This window comes from Amycolatopsis solani, from assembly GCF_033441515.1.
Classification (GTDB): domain Bacteria; phylum Actinomycetota; class Actinomycetes; order Mycobacteriales; family Pseudonocardiaceae; genus Amycolatopsis; species Amycolatopsis solani.
Genome location: NZ_JAWQJT010000001.1, coordinates 1,501,680 through 1,523,523 on the forward strand (window position 1 = coordinate 1,501,680; position 21,844 = coordinate 1,523,523).

General features: G+C 70.5%; 20 protein-coding genes. 6 read left to right on the plus strand and 14 right to left on the minus strand.

Annotated features, from left to right (window positions below):
- Window positions 1-17: 17 nt before the first annotated feature.
- The gene (gene nagA / locus SD460_RS07605; RefSeq protein WP_318306548.1) at window positions 18-1,169 is read right to left on the minus strand and encodes an N-acetylglucosamine-6-phosphate deacetylase; all 1,152 of its coding nucleotides are present in this window, start codon (window positions 1,167-1,169) and stop codon (window positions 18-20) included.
- Between the two features lie 91 nt (window positions 1,170-1,260).
- The gene (locus SD460_RS07610) at window positions 1,261-1,833 is read right to left on the minus strand and encodes an RNA polymerase sigma factor (protein ID WP_290062186.1); all 573 of its coding nucleotides are present in this window, start codon (window positions 1,831-1,833) and stop codon (window positions 1,261-1,263) included.
- 201 nt (window positions 1,834-2,034) lie between these two features.
- Between SD460_RS07610 and SD460_RS07615 the strand changes: the two genes are divergently transcribed.
- Window positions 2,035-2,319, plus strand: a complete 285-nt coding sequence (locus tag SD460_RS07615; protein ID WP_290062178.1) for a YciI family protein — start codon at window positions 2,035-2,037, stop codon at window positions 2,317-2,319.
- Here SD460_RS07615 and SD460_RS07620 read toward each other — a convergent pair.
- The 6 genes from SD460_RS07620 to SD460_RS07645 all read right to left on the minus strand — a co-directional run bounded on the left by SD460_RS07620 (window position 2,314) and on the right by SD460_RS07645 (window position 8,163).
- Window positions 2,314-3,330, minus strand: coding sequence for a PDR/VanB family oxidoreductase (locus tag SD460_RS07620; RefSeq protein ID WP_438860703.1), 1,017 nt, complete (start codon window positions 3,328-3,330; stop codon window positions 2,314-2,316). The two genes, SD460_RS07615 and SD460_RS07620, sit on opposite strands and share 6 nt — an antisense overlap.
- 53 nt (window positions 3,331-3,383) lie before the next feature.
- The gene (locus tag SD460_RS07625; RefSeq protein ID WP_290062179.1) at window positions 3,384-4,241 is read right to left on the minus strand and encodes a metal-dependent hydrolase; all 858 of its coding nucleotides are present in this window, start codon (window positions 4,239-4,241) and stop codon (window positions 3,384-3,386) included.
- Window positions 4,238-5,710, minus strand: coding sequence for a flavin-containing monooxygenase (locus SD460_RS07630; RefSeq protein ID WP_290062180.1), 1,473 nt, complete (start codon window positions 5,708-5,710; stop codon window positions 4,238-4,240). The genes SD460_RS07625 and SD460_RS07630 overlap by 4 nt, the downstream gene beginning before the upstream one ends.
- A gap of 81 nt (window positions 5,711-5,791) precedes the next feature.
- Window positions 5,792-6,265, minus strand: coding sequence for a pyridoxamine 5'-phosphate oxidase family protein (locus SD460_RS07635; protein ID WP_290062182.1), 474 nt, complete (start codon window positions 6,263-6,265; stop codon window positions 5,792-5,794).
- A gap of 2 nt (window positions 6,266-6,267) precedes the next feature.
- Window positions 6,268-7,179 carry an SDR family oxidoreductase gene (locus tag SD460_RS07640; RefSeq protein ID WP_290062183.1) on the minus strand — a complete coding sequence of 304 codons (912 nt, stop codon included), beginning with the start codon at window positions 7,177-7,179 and terminating at the stop codon, window positions 6,268-6,270.
- 81 nt (window positions 7,180-7,260) lie between these two features.
- Entirely contained in the window at window positions 7,261-8,163 is a 903-nt protein-coding gene (locus SD460_RS07645) for an aldo/keto reductase (RefSeq protein WP_318306018.1), read from the minus strand.
- Window positions 8,164-8,225: 62 nt separating this feature from the next.
- On the opposite strand from SD460_RS07645, the gene SD460_RS07650 reads away from it, so the two are divergent.
- Window positions 8,226-9,047: an LLM class F420-dependent oxidoreductase gene (locus SD460_RS07650; protein WP_290063141.1), complete on the plus strand. Its 822-nt coding sequence runs from the start codon at window positions 8,226-8,228 to the stop codon at window positions 9,045-9,047.
- 153 nt (window positions 9,048-9,200) lie between these two features.
- Window positions 9,201-10,232, plus strand: coding sequence for a class II fructose-bisphosphate aldolase (gene fbaA, locus SD460_RS07655; protein ID WP_318306019.1), 1,032 nt, complete (start codon window positions 9,201-9,203; stop codon window positions 10,230-10,232).
- Between the two features lie 58 nt (window positions 10,233-10,290).
- Here fbaA and SD460_RS07660 read toward each other — a convergent pair whose 3' ends face one another.
- The gene (locus SD460_RS07660; RefSeq protein WP_318306020.1) at window positions 10,291-11,472 is read right to left on the minus strand and encodes a hypothetical protein; all 1,182 of its coding nucleotides are present in this window, start codon (window positions 11,470-11,472) and stop codon (window positions 10,291-10,293) included.
- A 220-nt stretch (window positions 11,473-11,692) separates the two neighbouring features.
- Between SD460_RS07660 and SD460_RS07665 the strand changes: the two genes are divergently transcribed.
- The gene (locus SD460_RS07665; RefSeq protein WP_290050425.1) at window positions 11,693-12,103 is read left to right on the plus strand and encodes a DUF3151 domain-containing protein; all 411 of its coding nucleotides are present in this window, start codon (window positions 11,693-11,695) and stop codon (window positions 12,101-12,103) included.
- Between the two features lie 69 nt (window positions 12,104-12,172).
- On the opposite strand, the gene SD460_RS07670 is transcribed toward SD460_RS07665, so the two are convergent.
- On the minus strand, window positions 12,173-13,396 hold the full coding sequence (locus SD460_RS07670) for a lipase family protein (protein WP_290050427.1): 1,224 nt from the start codon (window positions 13,394-13,396) through the stop codon (window positions 12,173-12,175).
- Window positions 13,397-13,484: 88 nt separating this feature from the next.
- On the opposite strand from SD460_RS07670, the gene SD460_RS07675 reads away from it, so the two are divergent.
- Window positions 13,485-14,129 (plus strand): TetR/AcrR family transcriptional regulator, encoded by a 645-nt coding sequence (locus SD460_RS07675; protein ID WP_290050429.1) that lies wholly within the window; start codon window positions 13,485-13,487, stop codon window positions 14,127-14,129.
- A gap of 12 nt (window positions 14,130-14,141) precedes the next feature.
- Here SD460_RS07675 and SD460_RS07680 read toward each other — a convergent pair whose 3' ends face one another.
- From SD460_RS07680 to SD460_RS07690, 3 genes are all read right to left on the minus strand, one after another.
- Window positions 14,142-15,311 (minus strand): GGDEF domain-containing protein, encoded by a 1,170-nt coding sequence (locus SD460_RS07680; RefSeq protein ID WP_438860541.1) that lies wholly within the window; start codon window positions 15,309-15,311, stop codon window positions 14,142-14,144.
- 318 nt (window positions 15,312-15,629) lie between these two features.
- The gene (locus tag SD460_RS07685; RefSeq protein WP_290050431.1) at window positions 15,630-16,889 is read right to left on the minus strand and encodes an MFS transporter; all 1,260 of its coding nucleotides are present in this window, start codon (window positions 16,887-16,889) and stop codon (window positions 15,630-15,632) included.
- Window positions 16,890-17,559: 670 nt separating this feature from the next.
- Window positions 17,560-18,705, minus strand: a complete 1,146-nt coding sequence (locus tag SD460_RS07690) for an LLM class flavin-dependent oxidoreductase (RefSeq protein WP_290050433.1) — start codon at window positions 18,703-18,705, stop codon at window positions 17,560-17,562.
- Window positions 18,706-18,859: 154 nt separating this feature from the next.
- On the opposite strand from SD460_RS07690, the gene SD460_RS07695 reads away from it, so the two are divergent.
- Entirely contained in the window at window positions 18,860-20,746 is a 1,887-nt protein-coding gene (locus SD460_RS07695) for an FAD/NAD(P)-binding protein (protein WP_290050435.1), read from the plus strand.
- Here the strand turns inward: SD460_RS07695 and SD460_RS07700 are convergent.
- Window positions 20,730-21,836, minus strand: a complete 1,107-nt coding sequence (locus SD460_RS07700; protein ID WP_318306021.1) for a glycosyltransferase — start codon at window positions 21,834-21,836, stop codon at window positions 20,730-20,732. The two genes, SD460_RS07695 and SD460_RS07700, sit on opposite strands and share 17 nt — an antisense overlap.
- Window positions 21,837-21,844: the final 8 nt, after the last annotated feature.

A 21,844-nucleotide genomic window follows, 5' to 3' on the forward strand; every position in this document is an offset into this window, starting at 1 on the left:
GTCCTCGTTCGAAAAACCTAGGTGCTCAAGGTAGCCGTACCCACCTCGGCGACCCATTCGCCCCGGCGCAGCACCTTCGACGGCCGCAGGTTCTGGTCGAGGACCACGATGTCGGCGACGTACCCGGTGCACAGCATGCCGGTGTGGCCGGCGATGCCGAGCAGCTCCGCGGGCCGTTGCGACGTCGCGTGCACCGCGTCGAGGATCCCGAGTTTCGCACCCCCGACCAGATTGCGGAAGGCGGTGTCCATCGTCAGGGTGCTGCCGGCCAGCGAACCGTTGTCGGCGAGGGTCGCGACGCCGTCGTGGACGTCGACCTCGAGGCGGCCCAGCGTGTAGCGGCCGTCGGCGGCGTCGGTGGCCGACATCGCGTCGGTGATGAGCACCGTGCGGTTGCGGCCCGCGTGCTTCGCGGCCAGTCGGACCACCGTCGGGTGCAGGTGGACGAGGTCGCAGATGAGCTCGATCGTGATGCGCTCGTCATCGAGCAGTGCCCCGACCGGGCCGGGCTCGCGGTGGTGGAGCGGGCGCATCCCGTTGAACAGGTGCGTCGCCACCGAAGCACCCGCGTCGATGGCGGGCAGCAGCTGCTCCTCGACGCCGTCGGTGTGGCCGATGGCGGCGATGACGCCGGATTCGGCCAGCTGGCGGACGGCCTTCACGCCGCCGTGCAGCTCGGGGGCGATGGTGACCATCCGGATCGCGCCCTGGCCCGCGCGCAGGAGTTTCTCGACCGTGCCGGTGTCCGGCTCGAGGAGCGTCTCCGGGTCGTGGGCCCCGCAGCGGGCCTTCGAGATGAAGGGCCCCTCCAGGTGGATGCCCGCGACCTCGCCGTCCTGCACGATCTCACGCAGCGCGGCGACCTGCTCACGCAGGATGTCGACCGGGTCCGAGACCAGGCTGGCCAGCATGGTCGTGGTGCCGTGACGGCGGTGCGCTCGCACCGCCGTCAGGAGTTCCTCCGGATCGAGGGAGGTGAACGAAGCACCTCCCCCGCCGTGGCAGTGGGTGTCGATGAACCCGGGGACGACCAGCGCCCCTCCGACGTCCACGTGCTCGCCGGACGGCGGGGTCCCGGAACCCACGCCGGCGATCCGCCCGTCGGAGACGGCTACCCAGCCGTCGTCGAGTACACGGTCCGGGGCGGCGACCCGGCCGCCCATGATCACGAAATCTCCGGCGCCTCTCACGCACCCCAGCATATATTGGTCTGGACCAAGCATGGTGATACGACTCAGTGATCGGAATGGTCCACCCGGGTCACTGTGGGGCTTGCATGGCCTTCTGCAGTGCCTCGAGCGCCCGGCTGGCGGTCGATTTAACGGTACCCTTGGAAATGCCTGCGGCCTCAGAGATTTCGGCCTCGCTCAGCCCACCGTAGTAACGGAGCACCAGCACTTCGCGCTGGCGGGGCGGCAGCTTGGACAATGCGGACACCACCGCCTGGTGCTCGTTGGAGAGCATCGCGAGGCTCTCGGCGGACCGGGCGTTGACGGCGTGCGGCGGCACGTACTCGCGGGCGGTCTTGCGGCGGCGCAACACGCTGCGCGACCCGTTGACCACGGCCGTGCGCAGGTAGCCGACCGCGGCCGCGGCGTCCCGGAGCCGTCCCCAGTTGCGGTGCAGGCCGGTGAAGGCCTCCTGGACGACGTCTTCCGCGGTCGCGGGCTCGTCGACCAGCAGGATCGCCAGCCGGACCAGCCGCATCCGGTGCTGGCGGTAGAGGTCTTCGAGGGTCAGCGGCGCGGCTGTCTGCGCCGGGGCCGGACCGTCCATGACCCGCAGGTGGCCGAGGGTTGCCTCGACACTGCGTTCCGCATTGCCCTCGAGCATGAACCCCTGCCTGTCTCCGACCCCGGTTTGCACGGTGCGTCGCGTCAGCAGGTTCACGGTATTCACAGCGCTCACACAGGTACTGACGCACGCCCAGCCTATCGGGTTGGTCTCCCGTCGCCACCGATCGGATGCTGGGACACCGCGACGGCCCGGGTAGCGTCGGTCCCGTCCCGCCCCAGCCCGACCCCGGAGATCCACATGGCCTGGTACCTCGTCGAAATCACCTACGTCCAGGAGAAGCTCCAGGAGGTGCGGCCGCGTCACCGCGAGTTCCTCGGCAAGCTGGCCGAGCAGGGCCGCGTCGCGGTCGCCGGCCCGCTCGGCGACGGCACCGGCGGCGTCACGCTCTACCAGGCCGACGACGAGGCACACCTGCAGGAAACGCTCGACCAGGACCCGTACGCGCTCGAAGGCGTCATCGCCGAGCGGACCGTCCGCGAGTTCAAGCCGGTCATCGGCGCTTGGGTGCCCCAGGGGTCATAGGTCGAGCACCGCGGAGCCGCGGTCGACGCAGATCCGCATCGACCCGCCGCCGGCCGTCGGCACCGCGCACGTCCCGCAGAAGCCCTGGCGGCACGAGTACGGCGTGCCCGGCCGCGCCGCCAGCAGGACGTCCAGCGCGCTGCGGTCGGCCGGCACGTCGAGCACCTGGCCTGACCTGCGCAGTGTCAGCCGGAAGGGCGCGCCGGCGACGACCGGCGGCGGCGCGAACCGCTCGAAGTGCACCGCGCCGCTGGTCAGCGCCAGATCCACGCGGACGCCGGTGAGCATCGGCACCGGGCCGCAGCAGTACACCGCGGCGCCGTCCGGCTTGCCCTCGAGGAGCTCGGCGCCCGAGGCCGGGATGCCGTACTCGGTGTCCGGCCGGATCCGGACGCGGTCGTCGCCGGCCAGCTCGTCCAGGAACGGCATCGACTCGCGGGTGCGGCCGGTGTAGACCAGCCGCCAGTCCGCGCCCGCCGCCGCGGCCGCGCGGACCATCGGCAGGATCGGCGTGATCCCGATGCCGCCCGCGATGAACCAGAACGGACCTTCGCCGACGAACGGGAACGCCGTCCGCGGGCCGCGCACGACCACCCGCGCCCCCGGTCGCAGGGCGTGGACCTCGGCCGACGCCGTGCCGATCCGCCGCACGGCGATGCGGTAATGATCCTTTTCGGACGGATCGCCGCAGAGGGAGTACTGCCGCACCAGCCCGGAGGGCAGCACGAGGTCGACGTGCGCGCCCGGCCGCCAGCCCGGCAACGCCGAGCCGTTCGCGAGCCGCAGGCTGACGACGTCTTCGGCTTCGGGGCGGACGGCCTCGACGACCAGCGGCAGGTCCCGGTCCACCGCGCGCACCGGCGGCCGCCGCTTCCCGCTGAACCCCGACAACCGGCGATAAGCGCCCACGACACCCACCAAAGTGGACAGCAGCAGGTCGGTCCGATCGCTCCCGTCGAGCCGGGCCGGCCGCCCGAGAGCGCCGCTTTCACGTGAAAGCTCCGCGCCCAGGTCGCCGCTTTCACGTGAAAGCTCCGCGTCGAGCCGGGCCGGCCGGCCGAGGGTCACCCCGCGGCCCGGGCGGCCGGGGAGCTCGCCAGGTACGCCACGGCCTGCTCGGTGTTCCCGGTCTCGGTCGGGTGGTAGTCCTTGCGGAAGTACGGCCGGATCTCGCGCAGCAGCTGACGCCCGGTCGGCAGCAACCCCCGTTTCGCCGCCCGCCGGTAGCTCCGCAGGGTCGCGCGGCCGGGGCGCGTCGGGTCGTTGCGCATCAGGTACCGGGTGCCGCGCGAGAAGACCCACGCCAGCACCGGCGTCACCGCCGCCATGCTGCGGACCCGGCGCGCGTACCGGCCGTCGAGGTGCATGAACAGGTCGAACGCGACCGACCGGTGCTCGACCTCCTCGGCGCCGTGCCAGCGCAGCAGGTCGAGCATCACGGGGTCGGCGCCGGCGTCCTCCAGCGGCGCGTCGAGCACCCACTGTCCGAGGAACGCGGTGTAGTGCTCGATCGCGGCGATGATCCCCAGCCGCTCGACCAGCCACTCCTCGGCCGCCGGCCCGGTCAGGTCGCGGTCGCCGAGCAGCTTCCGGAACAGCCACTCCATCTGGGCGATGAACGGCCGCACCCGCACGCCCGCGGCTTCGAGGTGCGCCGCGGCGCCGTCGTGGGCTTCCGCGTGCACGGCCTCCTGGCCGATGAAGCCGAGGACGTCCGCCTTGAGCCGCTCGTCGCGGATCAGCGGGACCGCCTGCTTGAACACCTCGACGAACCAGCGCTCGCCCTCGGGCAGGGCCAGGTGCAGGACGTTGATGGTGTGCGTGACCTGCGGTTCGCCCGGGACCCAGTGCATCGGCAGCGCCGCCCAGTCGAACTTCACATCCCGGGCGTGCAGCACGAGCTGCTCGTCCGGCGAGGTCATGACGCGCGGCCGGACAGCTCGTAGTCCGCCGGGTCGACCTTGCGCGTCTCCAGCCAGTAGCGCCAGGTGAAGCCGGGCCAGATCGTCCGGTTGACGCCCTTGGCGTCGAGGTACCAGCTCTTGCAGCCGCCCTGCGTCCAGACGCCCTTGACCAGCTTGTCCTGGATCTCCTGCTGGAACTTGTCCTGCACGCCCGGCCGCACGTCGAGCGCGGCGGCGTCGCGGGAGTCGGCGAGCTTGATGGCGTCGACGACGTACTTCGACTGCGACTCGATCATGAACACGACCGAGTTGTGGCCCAGCGCGGTGTTCGGGCCGAGCAGGAAGAAGAGGTTCGGGAAGCCGGAGACGGTGATGCCCTTGTGCGTCCGCATCCCCTCGGCCGCCCACTCCTTGGCGAGGTCGCGGCCGTCGACGCCGGTGATGTCGAGGTACTCCAGCGCGTCGGTGACCTTGAAACCGGTGCCGTAGATGATCGCGTCGACCTCGTGCTCGACCCCGGCGGCGTCGACGATCGAGTGCGCCTTGACCTCCTTGACGCCGGTGGTGTTGACGTCGACGTTCGGCCGGTTCAGCGCCGGGTAGTAGTCGTTGGAGATCAGGACGCGCTTGCAGCCCATCGTGTAGTCCGGCGTGACCTTCTTGCGCAGCGCGGCGTCCTTGATGCCCTTCGCGATGTGCCGCTTCGCGATCAGTTCGCCGGCCTTCATGATCGCCGGGTGGCCGTTGAAGCCGACCGCGCGGACTTCGAGGAACCAGTACAGCGCGTTGCGGTAGGCCCGCTGGGTGCCGGGGACGCGCTTGAACAGCGTCTGCGCCCACGACGGCATCGCGTGGTCGGGCTTCGGCATGATCCACGGCGGCGTCCGCTGGAAGAGCGTCAGCTCGGCGACGTCCGGGGCGATCTTCGGGACGAACTGGACCGCGCTGGCGCCGGTGCCGACCACGGCGACCTTCTTGCCGCGCAGGTCGTATTCGTGGTTCCACTGCGCGGAGTGCCACGTCTGGCCCTTGAACTCCCCGATCCCGGGCAGCTCGGGGACCTGCGGGATGTGCAGGCCGCCGACGCCGGAGACGAGGAACTGCGCGACGAACTCGCGGCCGTCCTTCGTGGTCGCCGTCCAGCGGCGCTCGCCTTCGTCCCAGTGGGCTCCGGTGAGCTCGACGCCGAACCGGATCTTTTCGCGCAGCCGGTACTTGTCCGCGACGCCCTTGAGGTACTCGAAGATCTCCGGCTGCGGCGAGAACGACCGCGACCAGTCCGGGTTCTGCTCGTACGAGAACGAGTACATGTGCGACTGCACGTCGCACGCGCACCCGGGGTAGGAGTTGTCGCGCCAGGTACCACCCACCTCGGTGGCCTTCTCCAGGATCACGTAGTCCCGGATGCCGGCCTTTTCGAGCTGGATCGCCTGGCCGAGACCGGAAAACCCGGTCCCCACGATCACGACCTTGAACCGCTCGGTCATCTGTCGGCCTCCGCTGCTTCGAGGATGCTGCCCAGATGACGTTACCTCAAGTAACAGTTACTTGGAAGTACTCCCTACTGGTTAGTACGTCCCGCCGAGCTTGCCGTGGTTCCAGCTGGCGACCTTCGTCGGCCGGAAGATCAGCCCGACGCGCTTGGGGGCCTGACCTGCGATGAAGGCCCGCAGCTCGTCGGGCACCGGGTCGCCCGGCTTGGCGCCCGCGTACCGCTGCATCAGCTCGATCCCCATCCGGGTGACTTCCGCGGTGTCCTCGACGATCTCGACGTCGGCCTCGAAGGAGACGCCGCGGAGCTTCTCGTAGCTGTCGCCGTCCTCGACGAGGACGGTCGCTTCGGGCCGCCGCCGGAGGTTCTTCGCCTTCTGCGACGTGCCGTACGTCCAGGTCGCGACGCCGTCTTCGTGCGGGAAGTACCAGAGCGGCGCGAGGTGCGGCCGCCCGTTCGGGCCGACGCTGGCGACGTTGATGACCTTCTGGTCCGCGAGGTACTCGCGGACCTCGTCCTCGGTCATCCGGATCTGGTCGCGACGCGACATGTTCACCCCTTGGTGGCAGCCCGGCCGCCGTGGCCGGTGACCGCCGACTCGAACGCGCCGCGCGCCTCGATGTCGGCCAGCGCGGCCTTGTCCGCCGACGGTACCCGGCTGCGGGAGCCGATTTCGATGATCGGCGGCAGGAACGCGCGGAACAGCTTGAGCCCGCCGACCCAGCGCGGCACGTGGATGGTCCGGGCGCGCTTGAGGATGCCCGCTTCGAGGTCGTCCAGCGCGGTGTCGAGCGGGTAGGTCTTGCCGATCAGGCCCGGCATCGACGCGCGGAGCTTGCCGAACACGGGGTGCGCGTCGGCGCTCTCGACCAGGTCGGTGCGGATCCACGTCGGGTGCGCGACGCCGACCTTGACGCCCAGGTGGGCGACCTCGGCGCGGAGGCTGTTCGAGAACGCCTCGACGCCGGCTTTGGCGGCGGAGTAGTTGGCCATGCCCGGCGCGTGCGTGATCGCGGCGAGGCTCGAGATGGCGAGCAGGTAGCCCTTGCGCTCGATGACGTGCGGGAGCGTGACGCGGAACGTCCGCCAGACGCCGAGCAGGTCGACCTCGATCACCTTCTCGAACGCGGCCTTGTCGACCGAGCGGACGAAGCCCGCGGTCGCGATGCCGGCGTTGGCGATGACGATGTCGATGCCGCCGAAGTGCTCGACCACGCCGGCGGTCGCCTTTTCGAGGGCGTCCCAGCTGGTGACGTCGGCTTCCCACGCGTGCGCGTTCGGCCCGATCCGGTCGGCGACCTTCTTCTGCTCTTCGGCTTCGAGGCCGACGAGGGCGACCTTCGCGCCGCGCGCGGCGAGCCGTTCGGCCAGCCCGGCGCCGATGCCGCGGGCCGCGCCGGTGATCAGCACGACCTTCCCGTCGACCTTCTTGGTGCCGCTCAGCAGCGAAAACGGGTTGGCCACGGTGCCCTCCTAGATGTCACTTGAGGGCACCGTACCTCAACTTACCCAAAGTAAGCTACCCAAGAGTAGGCGGCACTTTCCCTACGAAAGTGACGCTACTTCTTCTGGAGTCAGGTCGAGGGTGACCGACGCGATCAGGTCCGTCAGCTGCTCGGGGGTGCGGGCGCTGGCGATCGGGGCGGCGACCGTCGGCTGCTGCCGCAGCCAGGCCAGCGCGACCGTGGCGACCGAGACGTCGTGCGCCTTCGCGACCTCGTCCAGCTTGGCCAGGACGCGCTCGCCGCCGTTGTCCAAATAGGACACCGCGCGGGCGGCGCGCGGGCTGTCGGTGACGTCGTCCTTCGTGCGGTACTTGCCGGTCAGGAAGCCCTTCGCGAGGGAGAAGTACGGCAGCGTGGCCAGGCCTTCGCGCTGGACGAGCGGGGCGAGGTCGCGCTCGTAGTCCCGCTCGACGAGGTTGTAGTGCGGCTGCAGCACGGCGTACCGGGCCAGGCTGTTGGTGTCCGAAATGGACAGTGCTGCGGCGAGCCGTTCGGCGGTGTAGTTGGACGCGCCGAGGTAGCGGACCTTGCCCACGCGGACCAGCGCGTCGAAGGCGGACAGCGTCTCCTCGAGCGGGGTGTCCGGGTCGTCGACGTGGGCGTAGTACAGGTCGATGCGGTCGGTCTTGAGGCGGCGCAGCGAGTCCTCGGCCGCGGCCTGGATGTTCTTCGCGGACAGGCCGGGGCGGCGCTCCCACATGCCGACCTTGGTCGCGACGACGACGTCGTCCCGGTTGCCGCGCGCGGCGAGCCAGTCGCCGAGGATCTCCTCGGATCCGCCGCCCCCGCCGTAGAGGTCGGCGGAGTCCACGAAGTTGCCGCCGGCGGCGGCGTAGGCGTCGAGGACGGCGAAGGACTGCGCCTCGTCCGCGGTCCAGCCGAAGACGTTGCCGCCGAGGTTGAGCCCGTACACGTCGAGGTCGGTGTTTCCCAGCTTGGTCATGCCCTCGACGTTAGTTCGCGGATCCGGGAGGAAAATCGCCGTCCCACGCGTTGGGGTGTTCCATGGCTATCGAACTGGGCAAGATCGGTATCTGGCGGCACTACGCGCAGGTCGACGCGAGCTTCGCGGCTGAGGCGGAGAAGCTCGGTTACAGCGCGATCTGGCTGGGCGGCTCACCCGGTGGTGACCTCGCCTACGTGGACGACCTGCTGGCGGCGACGGACTCGCTGGTCGTCGCGACCGGCATCGTGAACATCTGGCAGGACGAGCCCGCGGACATCGCGAAGGCGTACGAGCGGATCACCGGGAAGTACCCGGACCGGTTCCTGCTCGGCGTCGGCGCGGGGCACCGCGAGGCGACGAAGGAGTACAAGAAGCCCTACGCGGCGCTGGTCGACTACCTCGACGGTCTCGACGCGGCGGGCGTCCCGGTTTCCGGCCGGGCGTTGGCCGCGCTCGGCCCGAAGGTCGTCAAGCTGTCCGCCGACCGCACGGCCGGCGCGCACCCCTACCTGGTGACGCCGGAGCACACCCGCGACGCCCGGGAGATCCTCGGCGCGGGCAAGCTGCTGGCCCCGGAGCACAAGGTCGTCGTCGAGACCGACACCGAGAAGGCCCGCGCGATCGGCCGCAAGACCGTGAAGTTCTACCTCGGACTGTCGAACTACACCGCCAACCTGCGGAAACTCGGTTTCACGGACGAGGATCTCGCGGGCGAGGGCAGTGACCGCCTGGTCGACGCGCTCGTGCTCCACGGCGACGCCGAGACGGTGGCGCGAGGCCTGTCGGCCCACCTCGAGGCGGGTGCGGACCACGTGAACGTCCAGGTGCTCAACGAGGACCCGTGGCCCGCCTACCGCGCGCTGGCGTCCGAGCTGCTGTGATCTCCGTCCGGCCGCCGGCGTGCCCGGCGGCCGGACGCATTCCTTCTGAACCGATTCCACGTGCGGAAAAGTTTCTGCGCGGGGACCGGTGTGCGACGGCGGTACACCTCGTACGATGCGGTCGGGACCCATCCCTGCCAAGGAGGAATACCGATGCCCATCGCGACCCCCGAGGTCTACGCGGAGATGCTCGACCGGGCGAAGGCGAACGAGTTCGCCTACCCGGCCATCAACGTGACCTCGTCCGAGACCGTGAACGCCGCCATCCGCGGGTTCGCCGAGGCGGAGAGCGACGGGATCATCCAGTTCTCCACCGGCGGCGCCGAGTTCGCCTCCGGCCAGAAGGTCAAGGACATGGTCGTCGGCGCCACCGCGCTGGCCGAGTTCGCGCAGGTCGTGGCCGCGAAGTACGACGTGAACGTCGCGCTGCACACCGACCACTGCCCCAAGGACAAGCTCGACGGCTTCGTCCGCCCGCTCATCGACATCTCCACCGAGCGCGTCAAGAACGGCCAGAACCCGCTGTTCCAGTCCCACATGTGGGACGGCTCCGCCATCGACCTCGACGAAAACCTCGAGATCGCCGCGGAACTGCTCGCCAAGACCGCCGCCGCGCACATCATCCTCGAAGTCGAGATCGGCGTCGTCGGCGGCGAAGAAGACGGCGTCGAAGCCGAAATCAACGAAAAGCTCTACACCGCCGAAGGCGACTTCCTCAAGACCATCGACGCCCTCGGCGCCGGCGAGAAGGGCCGATACCTGCTCGCGGCCACCTTCGGCAACGTCCACGGCGTGTACAAGCCCGGCAACGTCAAGCTCCGCCCCGACGTCCTCAAGGGCGGCCAGGAAGCCGCGGCCAAGAAGCTCGGCCTCGACCCCGGCGCCAAGCCCTTCGAGCTGGTCTTCCACGGCGGCTCCGGCTCGCTGCCGGAGGAGATCCGCGAGGCGGTGTCCTACGGCGTGGTGAAGATGAACGTCGACACCGACACCCAGTACGCCTTCACCCGCCCGATCGTGGACCACTTCTTCAAGAACTACGACGGCGTCCTGAAGATCGACGGCGAGGTCGGCAACAAGAAGGTCTACGACCCGCGCTCGTACCTGAAGGCGGCCGAGGCCGGGATGGCTCAGCGCGTGGTGGAAGCCTGCCAGGCCCTCGGGTCGGCGGGGACGAAGCTCAAGTAAGTCGTTTCGCGCGAGGGGGCGGCACTTTCATAGGGAAAGTGCCGCCCCTTCGCCGTGTTCAGGCTGCCTCTGGCACCTGCCGTCGCGCGGACCACCGCCGGGAAGCCGGACCGGCCGCCGCCCACAGGGCGAACACCCCCGCCAGCACCACCGCCGCCGTCCAGTACGCGACCGGTGGGGCCGACTCCGTGTGCGCGTCGCCCAGTACCCACGGGCGGAACTGTGACTGCAGCCACAGTGCCCCGAACCCGAACGCCGTCACCAGCAGCGCTCCCGCGCCGGCCTGCAGGACACCGGCCCCCATCGCGAACGCCAGGTCCACCGCGAGGCCCACGAACAGCAGGTAGAACGGCACCGTCGACACCGGGAACCCCATGCCCAGCAGCAGCGGCCACATCACCGCCCGGTAGGCCACGTACGCCAGTGCCACCGAAGTCGCCGCCCAGCGGAAGCCCAGCGTCTTGCGCGCCAACGCCAGGATCAGCGCGGAAACGCCGATGCCCCACAGCGGGTACACCCACTCCGGGATCGGCATCGTGAAGTGCAGGATCGCCGTCCGGTCGACCGGGTGGCCGATCTGGTTGGCCGCGAACGAAAGCAGGGACGGCTCGGCCTCCGGGGCGCCGCGCTCCCACGCGCGCAGGCCGAGGATGCCGTACTCCTGCTGGCCGTTCGGGAAGAACGTGTTCTCCAGGAAGAACGCCCACAGCCCGAGCAGCACACCGGTCCGGAAGCGGCCGGGCGGGGAATACCGCAGCCAGCCCAGCAGGACGCCGGCCTGCATGATGCCCGTGCCCAGGTACAACATCATGTGCGACGGGCTCCACGCGGTCAGGTCGAGGCCGTTGACGCGGTGGTTGATCACGTCCAGCGGCGCCGCCACCAGGAACACCAGCAGGCCGATCTGCATCAGGCGCAGCGAGCGCTTGTCGGCACCCAGGCCCGTGTAGCTGTGGATCGCCACGAGCACCACGATGATCACCGTGCCGACGGTGTTGATCAGGTGCGGGGGCGCCAGGTCGTCGCGCAGCCACATGAAGTGCCACGACATGTCCCACGACGAGCCGATCAGCTTGAACGCGAACGCCGCCAGCCACATCCCGTAGCAGAACCGGAGCACCCAGTCCGGCGTCGGCTGCCCGGGGGCGCCGCGGTGCCAGTGCCGCGTGAAGAACAGCCGCGTCTTGCCGATGGGGCTGCGCGGGATCACGTCCACCGGGACGTCCACTGCCTTGGCCATGCCGGACATCATGACCGTTCATGGTCACGAGCGGGCTAAGACCACCAAAAACCGGGGTTCACCCGTAGGGGTCACGGATTTGCGTTCGACGTGCGGCCGTTGGCAGGGTGTGCCGCCATGATGCCGAAACGAGTTGTGGCCGCCGTCCTGATCGGCGCGCTGGTGCTGGCCGGTGGCGGGGTGCTCGGAGCCCTCTTGTTCTGAGGGCAGAATGGGCGGCATGACGCACAACCTGCTCGGCCCCGAGCCGACGCTGCTGCCCGAGCACACCGCCGCCCAGGCCGCGCTCGACGCCGGGAGCGACCCGGCCACCGTCGCGGCCGAACACCCCGACTACAGCGAGGCGTGGGCGTCGCTGGCCGAGAAGGCCTTCGACGCTGGCGAGACCGTCGCCGCGTACGCGTACGCCCGCACCGGCTACCACCGCGGTCTCGACCAGCTGCGCCGCGCGGGCTGGAAGGGCTTCGGCCCGGTGCCGTGGGCGCACCGCCCCAACCAGGGGTTCCTGCGCGCCCTCGCCGTGCTGGGCAAGGCCGCCGGCAAGATCGGCGAGACCGAGGAGTACGACCGCTGCCGGACGTTCCTCGCCGACTCCGACCCCGCCGCCGCGGAAGCCACCGGCCTCAAGTGACGCTGGGGGTCGTGAGTGTTCAGTCGGGTTAGAACCCGACTGAACACTCACGACCTGCCGCGGGAGAGATCAGAACAGGCCGCAGTTGGAGAGGGCCGGGAGGCCGGCGAAGCGGCCTTCGAGCCACGCGAACGCCTCCGGGAACGCGCGCACCGCGGTGAGCACGTGCGTCGGCACCAGTGACGTGCTGAACTGCACCTTCACGCCCTTGCCGCACCACGTCCGGCCCAGGTCGCGGTCCTGGGCGTAGGGCACGATGTCGTCGAGCGCGCTGTGGACGATCAGCACCGGCGCCGACGGCTTCAGCGTCCCGATCTTCTGCTCCGCCACCCTCGACGCGTACGGCTCTTCACCGAGGTACGCGGTCAGCGAGCGGCCGTCGGTGGTCAGCGTCGACGACTGCGTGAACGCGTGCGCCGCGATCGCCTCCACCGTGCACTCGGTCCGGACCTGCTCGAACAGCTGCTTGCCGCGCGCGTTGAGCAGCGCCGGGATGTTCAGCTCCGGGTACGCGTAGTTCATGCTCACCAGCGCGAAGCCCAGGAAGCCGACCGCGTAGTGGCCGTCGAGGTTCTTCGCCACCGAAGCCAGGTCCGCCGGCACCGCGCCCGCGTACGCGCCCTTCAGCTTCAGCTCGGGCGCGTAGCTCGGCTGGAGCTCCGCCGCCGCGGCCGACGCGCCGCCGCCCTGGGAGTAGCCCGCGATCGCGACCGGGCCGTCGTCCGGGAGGCCGGCCTCCGGCAGCCGCTGCGCCGCGCGGACCGCGTCGAGCACCGCGTGCCCCTCCGCGGCGCGGTTGACGTACGTGTGGTCGCCCGGCGTGCCCAGCCCTTCGTAGTCGGTGACGACGACGCCGTAGCCCCGCGTCAGGAGCCCGGCGATGAACGGGCCTTCGTACTCGAAGCCGGCGGCAAGCGCTTTCGACGGCGCGCAGTCGTCGCCCTCGCCCTGCGTGCCGACGGCGTAGGAGACGATCGGGCGCGTACCGGCGCCGTGCCACGCCGACCGCGGGGTCAGCACCGTGCCGGTGACGGCGATCGGCGAGCCGTGCGTGTCGGTGCTGCGGTACATGATCCGCTGCACGGCCGCGTCGGCCTTGATCAGCTTGATCGGGTCGATGTAGAACGTCGAGGCTTCGTGCCGGATGACGTCGCCGTTCTGACCGGCCGGCAGGGGCGAGGGCGGGTCGTAGAAGGACGCGGCGGTGGCCTGCGGCGGGCCGAACGTCGTCAACGCCAGCACGGAAACCGTGGCGACGGCCGCGGAGAGGGCGCGACGGGGGAAGATACGCATGCTTGCTCCTCGTTGAGCAGGACTAGTGCGCGGGGAACACCTTTTCAGACAGAGGTGTCGGAAAAAGAATCACGTGAGGTGGACCACAATGTCAAGCCCCGCTCCGCGCGGGCGGCCGCGCAAGCTCCCGGTCGGGGAGCAGCGCGCCCGGGTGCTGGCCGCGACGGCGAGGGTCGTCGCGCAGCACGGGATGCAGGGCGCGACGATCGAGCAGATCGCGCGCGAAGCCGGCGTCTCGCGGCAGGCCGTCTACGAGCAGTTCGGCGACCGCGCGACGCTGTTCGCCGAGGTCGTGGCGGCCACCGAGGAGAGCGCCTTCGCGGCCATCGCGGGCCCTTCGGTGGCCGACGAGCAGCCCGGCCTGCGGGCCTGGGCGCGGGCCAACTACGCCAACATGGTGACCTTCGTCGCCGATCACCCCGAGGGCTACGGCGTGCTCCGCGCGGCCGAGCGCGCGGGCGACCCCGCTCTCACCCGGTTGAGGGAGAGGCTGGCCGTCGTCTACGCCGAAGCCAGCCGCAAGCGGTGGGCCGCGCACGGGATCGACTCCGGCCGCGCGGACCGCGCGCTCGTCACGCTCTTCTTCGCGATGACCGAGTCACTGGTCCAGGCCACCTGGGACGGCGAGCCGCCGGACCAGGACGCCTTGATCGACCTGCTGACCGAATTCACCGTCGGCGGCGTCGCCCGCCTCCAGACCAAGGCGAGCGACGTGATCGACCGGCTGCGCTGACCCGGAGCGCAGCTAAGCGACGGCCATCTCCGGCAGCGCGACGGAACCGACCACCCGGTTCCGCCCGCCGTGCTTGGCCGCGTAGACGGCCGCGTCCGCGGCCGACATCACGTCCTCGATGGACGACCCGTCGAGCGGGAACGCGGCGACGCCGATGGACGCCGTCTGGCGTTCGATGTCGACCGCCGTGCCCTCGTTGGTCTTGGTGCTGATGACCAGTTCGCTGACCCGCTGCCGGATCCGCTCGGCGGTGACGATCGCGTCCTCTTTGGACGTCGCGGGCAGCAGCGCGACGAACTCCTCGCCGCCGAACCGCCCGACCAGGTCGTGCGCCCTGGTCTCCTGCTTGACCACGGCGGCGACCGCCTTGAGCACGTCGTCCCCCGCGAGGTGCCCGTAGGTGTCGTTGATCCGCTTGAAGTGGTCGAGGTCGATCATCATGGCGCCGAAGCTGCCGTTTTCCCGCTCGGCGCGCGAAATCTCGCGCTGCGCGCCGTCCTGCCAGGTGGTGGCGTTGAGCAGCTGCGTCTTCTGGTCGGTCGTGGCGAGCTCCTCGAGCCGCTTGATCAGCACGGATCGCTGCAGCACGTAGAGCGGCAGGATCACGAGCACCGACAGCAGCGGCTCGGTGGTCAAGACCATCACCAGCAGGCCGCCGACGCACAGGGTGGCCAGCTCCAGCAGGTTGTCGTCCATGTTGCCGAGGCAGCCCTCGACGGTCGCCTTCTCCGGAGCGGCCAGGTAGAGCCCGAGCCCGGTCAGCGCGGTGTTGGTGGCGAAGAACGCGATGGCGGCGAGCGCCACGGCGGTCATCCCGTGCCCGTGCAGCGCGGTCGCGACGAAGTTGGCCGCGAACCCGGAGAGGATCATCGTGGTCGCGTTGGCCGCGACGCGGTGGAATTCACCCGGTCGGAAGCCCGACCAGCTGCGGAACGCGAGGTAGACGTACAGCACCGTGCCCAGCACGGCGATCAGTTGCGGCGGCACGAGCAGTCCGGCGGGCAGCAGCCAGACCGAAGTCATGTTGATGTGCGGGCCGTTGCTCAGGATCCGGCGCTGGCGCTCGATGCGCCTGCTGACCTCGCTCTGGGTCACCGCCAGGGCGGTGAGCAGCGCGAACGTCCCCAGGTTCGCGAGCGTGACCGGAATCGTGAGTGCGGCCGCGGTGGTCCAGGCCAGCATGACGGTGATCGCGGTGAGTGTGACGGCGACCCAGGCCCGTGGCCGTGACCACAGTGCCCAGTCGGCAACACCACGAACCGAGGCTTGTCCAGACCGTTCCCCCGATGTGACCATTTTTCCCCCAGCCCCTTGCGCAGGTGATCAGTGACAATCTACTCACGGACAGTTTCAGACCGTTTGCCAGCTGTCCACAAGGGCTTTCGGTGTGTACTTTTTGGTTGACACCGGAACGAGAGGTGGCCAGCGATGCGCGGCAAAGATCAGTGACCGCACAGCGCACCGCAAGGTCGCGCAGGTCGAGCCCACGCGCGGGGCATGTCAAGCATGTTCGGCGCGTGCGGCTTCTTTGTCGTGCCACCGTCCGGGTTCGCCCGATAACGATCGGGCCCACAGCGCCGCCAGCGGCAGGGTGAGCACCACTCCCACGACGCCGAAGATGCCGACCGTGCCGTGCGGGGTCAGCTGGTCCGCGAGCACGCCGCCGATGAGCGGGCTGATGCCCATCATCGTGGTCAGCCCGGTGTTGGAGAGGCCCATCACCTGCGCGCGCTGCTCGTCGGGCACCGCCAGGGTCAGCGACGCCGTCGCCTGAAGCAGGCAAACCGTGCCGAACCCGCCGGACACGATGAACAGGACGATCGAGGACACCGGGCCGGGGTTCAGGAAGCAGAGCACCAGCGGCACCGCGCACAGCGCCGCCAGCGGGCCGATCAGCCGCGGCCGCAGCCGCGCGGGCACCCAGCGCGTGTAGGCGAAGGTCGCGATGACGCTGCCGATCGGGTCGGCCGCCAGCAGCAGGCCGATCGCTTCGGGCCCGCCACCCGCCGCCGAGACGTACGGCGCGGCGATGCCTTCGTAAACCGGCAGCAGCCCCATCAGCCAGGTGAAGAGCACGAGCGTCCGAAGTGGAGAGCTGGCGAACGCCGTCCGGCCGCCGCCACCGAGCGTCGCGAAGAACGACTTGCGCTGCTCACCGCTCGCCGCGGCCGGCCGAGCGCGGACGCCGAAGCGGACGAAGGCGGCGGAGAGCAGGAACGTGGCGGCGTCGATGACCAGCGCGACGTGCGGGTCGAGGGCGATCAGCAGCGCGCCACCGCCGGCGAACCCGAGCAGCTGCGCGCTCTGCACGGTCATGCTGCGGATGCCCATCCCGACGACGAACCGGTCACCTTCGAGCACCTGCGGCAGCAGCGCCAGCTGGGACGCCTTGAACGGCGGGTTGACCAGGGAGACGCCGCCGACCAGCACGCACATCAGCCAGAACGGCATGCCGGGCAGCGCGACGAGCAGGATCAGCCCGGCCCGCACCAGGTCGACGACCACCATCACGGCGCGGCGGGGGAAGCGGTCGGCGAGGCCGGTCAGGAAGATGCCGCCGAGCAGCGACGGGGCGTAGGTCAGTGCGTAGGTCAGGCCGGTCAGGGTCGCGGAGTTGGTGCCGGTGAAGACGAGGATGGACAGCGCGACTCTGGCCAGCTGGTCGCCGGCGATCGACAGCAGTTCCCCGAACCACAGCGCCCGGAACTCGGCGATCCCGAACACCTCGCGGAACGTGACCCGATCCGGCGGTGCTGCCATGCGTTTTCTCCCGACCTCTTGTGCAGACCGCGTCCGTCCCATGACCTCCGGCTCCGGCGACGAGACGACCAGTCGGTCATGGGGCAGTCACGGTACGTGAGTTACCCCAGCCAGTGTCCCGTGACTGTTGGTAAATCTCTAGGTTCTTTCGCTGGTATCCAAGGTGTCACGGAGCTTTCCCGAACGGGTCAGACGATAGCCCGCAGTGTCTGACCGGTGGCCCAGGAGTCACCAATGGATCATTCCGCACCCGATGGCCGGAGGACCAGAGGCAAAAGTAGCCACCTCGCGTTCGCGAGGTGGCTACCTGGGGGAACCGGGCTCAGCGCCGGGGCCGCGAGACGCGTGGTCGACTTACCGCCCGGCGCGTACTGAAGGGGACGTTCCTGGCGTCACATGACAGCAAAGTCCCCTTCGGCGCATGAGAGGACACGAAGGGGCCCTTCGGGTCGGCGGGCTCGATGGCCGGAGGACCAGAGGCAGGGTAGCCACCTCTCGTTGGCGAGGTGGCTACCTGGGGAAACCGGGCTCAGCGCCGGGGCCGCGAGACGCGTGGTCGACTTACCGCCCGGCGCGTACTGAAGGGGACGTTCCTGGCGTCACATGACAGCAAAGTCCCCTTCAGCGCAGGGAAGGGCCCTTCGGGCCATCGGGCCCGGTGGCGTGGAGCTCAGCCGTCGACGGTGAGGGCGTCCTCGCGCGGGGTGCGGGCCGCGATCGCCGCGCGGGCCGCGTCGCGCTTGGCGACCTCCTCGCGGACGATCGGGATCACGTAGCGGCCGAAGTCGATCGTGTCGCCGAGCATGTCGTAGCCGCGGGCGGACAGGATCTCCACGCCGAGGTCGTAGTAGTCGAGCAGCGCCTGAGCGACCGTCTCCGGCGTTCCGACCAGCGCGTTCGAGTTGCCCGCGCCGCCGGTCGCGGCCGCCGTCGGGGTCCACAGCGCGCGGTCGAAGCGCTCGCCGTTCGCCGCGATCTCCAGCAGCCGCTGCGAGCCGGTGTTCTCGGGCTCGGTGAGCTTGTGCCGGCGGGTCAACGGCTGCCCTCCCTTCGTGCGGTCCTTGATCGCGCCCACCGTCGCGTACGCCTTTTCCCAGGCCAGTTCCTCGGTCGGCGCGATGATCGGCCGGAACGCGACCTGGATCCGCGGCACGTCGGTGCGGCCGGCGGCCAGTGCGGCGGCCTTGACCGACCCGATCTGCTCCGCGGTCTGGGCCAGCGGCTCGCCCCAGAGGCAGTAGATGTCCGCTTCGGCGCCCCCCGCGGCGTACGCGGCCGGCGACGACCCGCCGAAGGACACGCCGGGCCGGGGCTGCTGGACCGGCTTGACGTCGCTGACGTAGTCCGCGAAGCGGTAGTACTGCCCCTCGAAGTCGAAGGGCTCGTCGGACGTCCAGGCCTGCTTGATGATCCGGATGGCCTCGCGGGTGCGCCCGTAGCGCTCGTCCTTGGTCAGGTAGTCGCCTTCGCGCTGCTGCTCGTGGTCGTTGCCGCCGGTGATGAAGTGGACCGTGAGGCGGCCGTCGGAGATCTGGTCGAGCGTGGCGAACGTCTTCGCGGCGAACGTCGGGGACGAGACGTTGGCGCGGTGGGCGAGCAGGATCTGCAGCTTGTCGAGCTTCGTGGCCACGTACGCCGCCGCCTGCGCGGGGTCCGGCGAGCCCGAACCGTAGGCGAACAGCACCCGGTCCCAGCCGAAGTCTTCGTGCGCGCGGGCCAGGCGCAGCGTGTACTCCTTGTCGAACACCCCGCCGGTGCGTGCGTGCGTTTCGGACCCGTCGTGCGTGCCCCCGATGCCCAGGAATTCGACCGGCATGCCATCCCCTTGTCTCGCGTCGCTACTGCCACGGCTACGCCTGGCGGGCGGGGCGCGGCAACGACGTCCGCAGGGTGGAACGCGTGCGGACCTGCTTGGTTCCGCTCTGTGGGAAGACCCTTTCCCGTAACGACCCGGGCGTAGCTTCGGGTTCGTGGCCGATTCTCCGCCGTTCACCCTCGCCGTCGTGGGCGCCGGACCCCGTGGGGTCGGCGTCCTCGAACGGCTCGGCGCCAACGCCGCGGAGCTGCTCGGCGGACGGCGGCTCGAGGTGCACCTGATCGACCCCTTCCCGCCCGGCCCCGGCCGCGTGTGGCGCTACGACCAGTCACCGCTCCTGCGCATGAACTCCATGCCCGAGGACGTCACGATGTACACCGACGAATCGGTGAAGATGACCGGCCCGGTCCGCCCCGGCCCGACGCTGCTCGACTGGGCGCGCCAGGTCCGCGACGGTGGTCTGGACGCCGAGGTCCCGCCCGACGTCGTCGCCGAACTCACCGCGCTCGACCCCTTCGACTTCCCCACCCGGCGCCTGCAGAGCGCCTACCTGACCTGGGTCTACCGGACGGTCGTCGAAGGCCTCCCCGACGGCGTCGACGTCGTCGAGCACGCCGCGCGGGCGGTCGGGGTGGACGGTTACACCGTCAGCCTGTCCGACGGGACGGCGCTGCGGGCGGACGCCGTCGTGTTCACCGTCGGGCACCTCGACGCGGAGCCGGACGACCGCGAGCGCGAGCTGGTGTCGTTCGCCGCGCGGCACGGGCTGGCCTACTACCCGGCCGGCTACACCGCCGACGTCGACTACGCCGCCATCCCGCCCGGTGAAACCGTGCTGGTGCGCGGGTTCGGGCTGGCGTTCGTCGACCTGATGCTGCTGCTCACCGAGGGGCGCGGCGGCCGCTTCGAAGAGCTGGCCTGCGGCGGTCTCCGCTACCACCCGAGCGGCGCCGAGCCGATCCTGCACGTCGGCTCGCGGCGCGGTGTCCCGTACCACGCGAAGATCGGCTACCGGCCGCGCGGGAAACCGGCGCTGCTGCCCAGGTTCTTCGACGCCTACGCCATCGACGCGCTGGCCGGCACCCCCGGCGCGCTGGACTTCCGCACCGACGTCTGGCCGCTGATCGCGAAGGAACTGGCCTGGGGCTACTACAGCGAGCTGTTCACCGGCCACCCGGACCGCGTGCGCCTGGACTTCGTGGTGTTCGCCGACGCTTTCGCCGACCTGGCCTGGGATTCGCCGGGTATGCACGACCTCGTCGCGCGGGCCGTACCCGCCGAGGCGGACCGGCTCGACCTGGACCGCATCGACCGGCCGATGGCGGGCCGCGTGTTCGGCACGGCGGAGGAGTTCGGCAAAGAGCTGCGCGAATACATCGAGGGTGACCTCGCTCGCCGCGCGGATCAGGAGTTCAGCGCCGACCTCGGCGCCTTCACGGCGTTGCTCTCGGTGTACAGCCAGCTGCCCGCGTTGGTCCAAAAAGGACGGCTGGACGCGGCCTCCCAGGTGTCCGACATGGACGGCTGGTTCCACGGGTTCTTCTCCTACTACGCAAGCGGTCCGCCGCCGCGCCGCCTGGAGGAACTGCTGGCGCTGCACGACGCGGGGATCGTTTCGTTCGCGGGCGCGGACATGACGGTGACGGCGGCGGGCGGCACGTTCGTCTCGGTGAGCGCGAGCTTCCCGGGCACCGTCGAGGCCCGGACGCTCGTCGAGGCACGGCTGCCGGGTCCGAGCGTGACCCGCGCGGCCGACGGCCTGCTCCGCCAGCTGCGCGACGCGGGCGAACTGGCCGAAGAAACGGTGGCGGACCCGGTCACCGGCGCGCGCCTGCCGTCCGGTCGCATCCACACGCGCGTCTCGGATTCCCGCCTGCTCGACGGCGCCGGGCAGCCCCACCCGCACCGCTTCGCCGTGGGCCCGCACACGAGCGCCCGCTCGGCGGCGGCGTTCACGCGGCCGCGGACGAACGCCTTGTCCTTCCGCCAGAACGATTCCGTCGCACGCGAAATCCTGGCGCTGGTCAACCCGCCCAGCTGACGATCTCGCCGAGAACCTGTTCGGGCGGCGGCATTTCCGCGATCTCGGCCGCGACGGCCAAGGCGATCTCGCGTGGCTTCGGGTCGTCGAGCAGGGTCCGGACCGCGGCTTCGATCGCGGGAAGCCGGACCGCGTCGCCCACCAGCGCCTTCGCCGCGCCGAGCGCTTCGAGGCTTTCCGCGTTGGCGAACTGGTCGGCGCCCTGGGGCAGCACCAGCTGCGGCAGGCCGGCGGCGAGCGAGGCGAGCACCGTGCCGGTGCCGCCGTGGTGGACGACCAGGCCCGCGTGCGCGAGGACCTGCGCCTGCGGCACGAACCCGGTGGCCCGCACCCGATCCGGCAGCGGACCCAGCGCGGCCGGGTCGCCGGGACCGAGGGCCACCAGCACGTCGACGTCGAGCCGCGACAGCGCGGCGATCGTCCCGCGCAGCACGTCGGTCGCGCCGAAGACGACGGTGCCCAGCGTGAGGTAGACGAAGCCGCCGGCCGGGAGCGGCGGCAGCGGGACGTCCGGGTCGTACGGCGTCGGGCGCATCCGGAACACCTTCGGCACGCCCGCGGTGCCCGGGTCGCGGAGGCGGTCGGGCCAGACGTCGACGCAGGCGTCGCCGAGCAGCGCGTCCGCGGGCAGCGTCCCCCAGAGCGGCCGCAGCCGATCGGCGGCGATCGCCAGCACCTCCGGCGGCATGGACCGCCCGATCACGACCGAGACGGCGGGGACGCCCGCCCGGCGCGCGGCGATCGCGGTGCCGACGTCGCTCATTTCGTAGACCACGAGGTCGGGGCGCAGCCGCGGGAGCAGCGGCGTCAGGTCGTCGAGCAGGGACTGCGGCAGCAGCTCGGCGAACATCGTGATGCCGACGTCGAGGAAACCCGCGTCCTCGCCGTGGCGCTTCTTCGCCTCGGCTTCGGCTTCGCTGATGGCGATGCCCGCGCGGTGGACCTCGAAACCGAGGTCGCGCACCTTCGGCACGAACGCTTCACCGGTGCCGAAGACGACTTCGTGGCCGGCGGCCGCGGCCGCGTTCGCCAAGGGCAGCAAGGGGAACAGGTGGCCGTACGCCGGGCGGCACGTGAAGAGGATCCGCACCGCCCGAG

Coding starts and splice junctions, on each gene's coding strand:
- SD460_RS07630 (WP_290062180.1), bottom strand. CDS start 5,710: ATGACCGAGCGGTTCAAGGTCGTGATCGTGGGGACCGGGTTTTCCGGT.
- SD460_RS07645 (WP_318306018.1), bottom strand. CDS start 8,163: ATGACCAAGCTGGGAAACACCGACCTCGACGTGTACGGGCTCAACCTC.
- SD460_RS07650 (WP_290063141.1), top strand. CDS start 8,226: ATGGCTATCGAACTGGGCAAGATCGGTATCTGGCGGCACTACGCGCAG.
- SD460_RS07685 (WP_290050431.1), bottom strand. CDS start 16,889: ATGGCAGCACCGCCGGATCGGGTCACGTTCCGCGAGGTGTTCGGGATC.
- SD460_RS07670 (WP_290050427.1), bottom strand. CDS start 13,396: ATGCGTATCTTCCCCCGTCGCGCCCTCTCCGCGGCCGTCGCCACGGTT.
- SD460_RS07610 (WP_290062186.1), bottom strand. CDS start 1,833: ATGCTCGAGGGCAATGCGGAACGCAGTGTCGAGGCAACCCTCGGCCAC.
- SD460_RS07615 (WP_290062178.1), top strand. CDS start 2,035: ATGGCCTGGTACCTCGTCGAAATCACCTACGTCCAGGAGAAGCTCCAG.
- SD460_RS07675 (WP_290050429.1), top strand. CDS start 13,485: ATGTCAAGCCCCGCTCCGCGCGGGCGGCCGCGCAAGCTCCCGGTCGGG.
- fbaA (WP_318306019.1), top strand. CDS start 9,201: ATGCCCATCGCGACCCCCGAGGTCTACGCGGAGATGCTCGACCGGGCG.
- SD460_RS07690 (WP_290050433.1), bottom strand. CDS start 18,705: ATGCCGGTCGAATTCCTGGGCATCGGGGGCACGCACGACGGGTCCGAA.
- SD460_RS07680 (WP_438860541.1), bottom strand. CDS start 15,311: ATGCTGGCCTGGACCACCGCGGCCGCACTCACGATTCCGGTCACGCTC.
- SD460_RS07665 (WP_290050425.1), top strand. CDS start 11,693: ATGACGCACAACCTGCTCGGCCCCGAGCCGACGCTGCTGCCCGAGCAC.
- SD460_RS07660 (WP_318306020.1), bottom strand. CDS start 11,472: ATGGCCAAGGCAGTGGACGTCCCGGTGGACGTGATCCCGCGCAGCCCC.
- SD460_RS07635 (WP_290062182.1), bottom strand. CDS start 6,265: ATGTCGCGTCGCGACCAGATCCGGATGACCGAGGACGAGGTCCGCGAG.
- SD460_RS07625 (WP_290062179.1), bottom strand. CDS start 4,241: ATGACCTCGCCGGACGAGCAGCTCGTGCTGCACGCCCGGGATGTGAAG.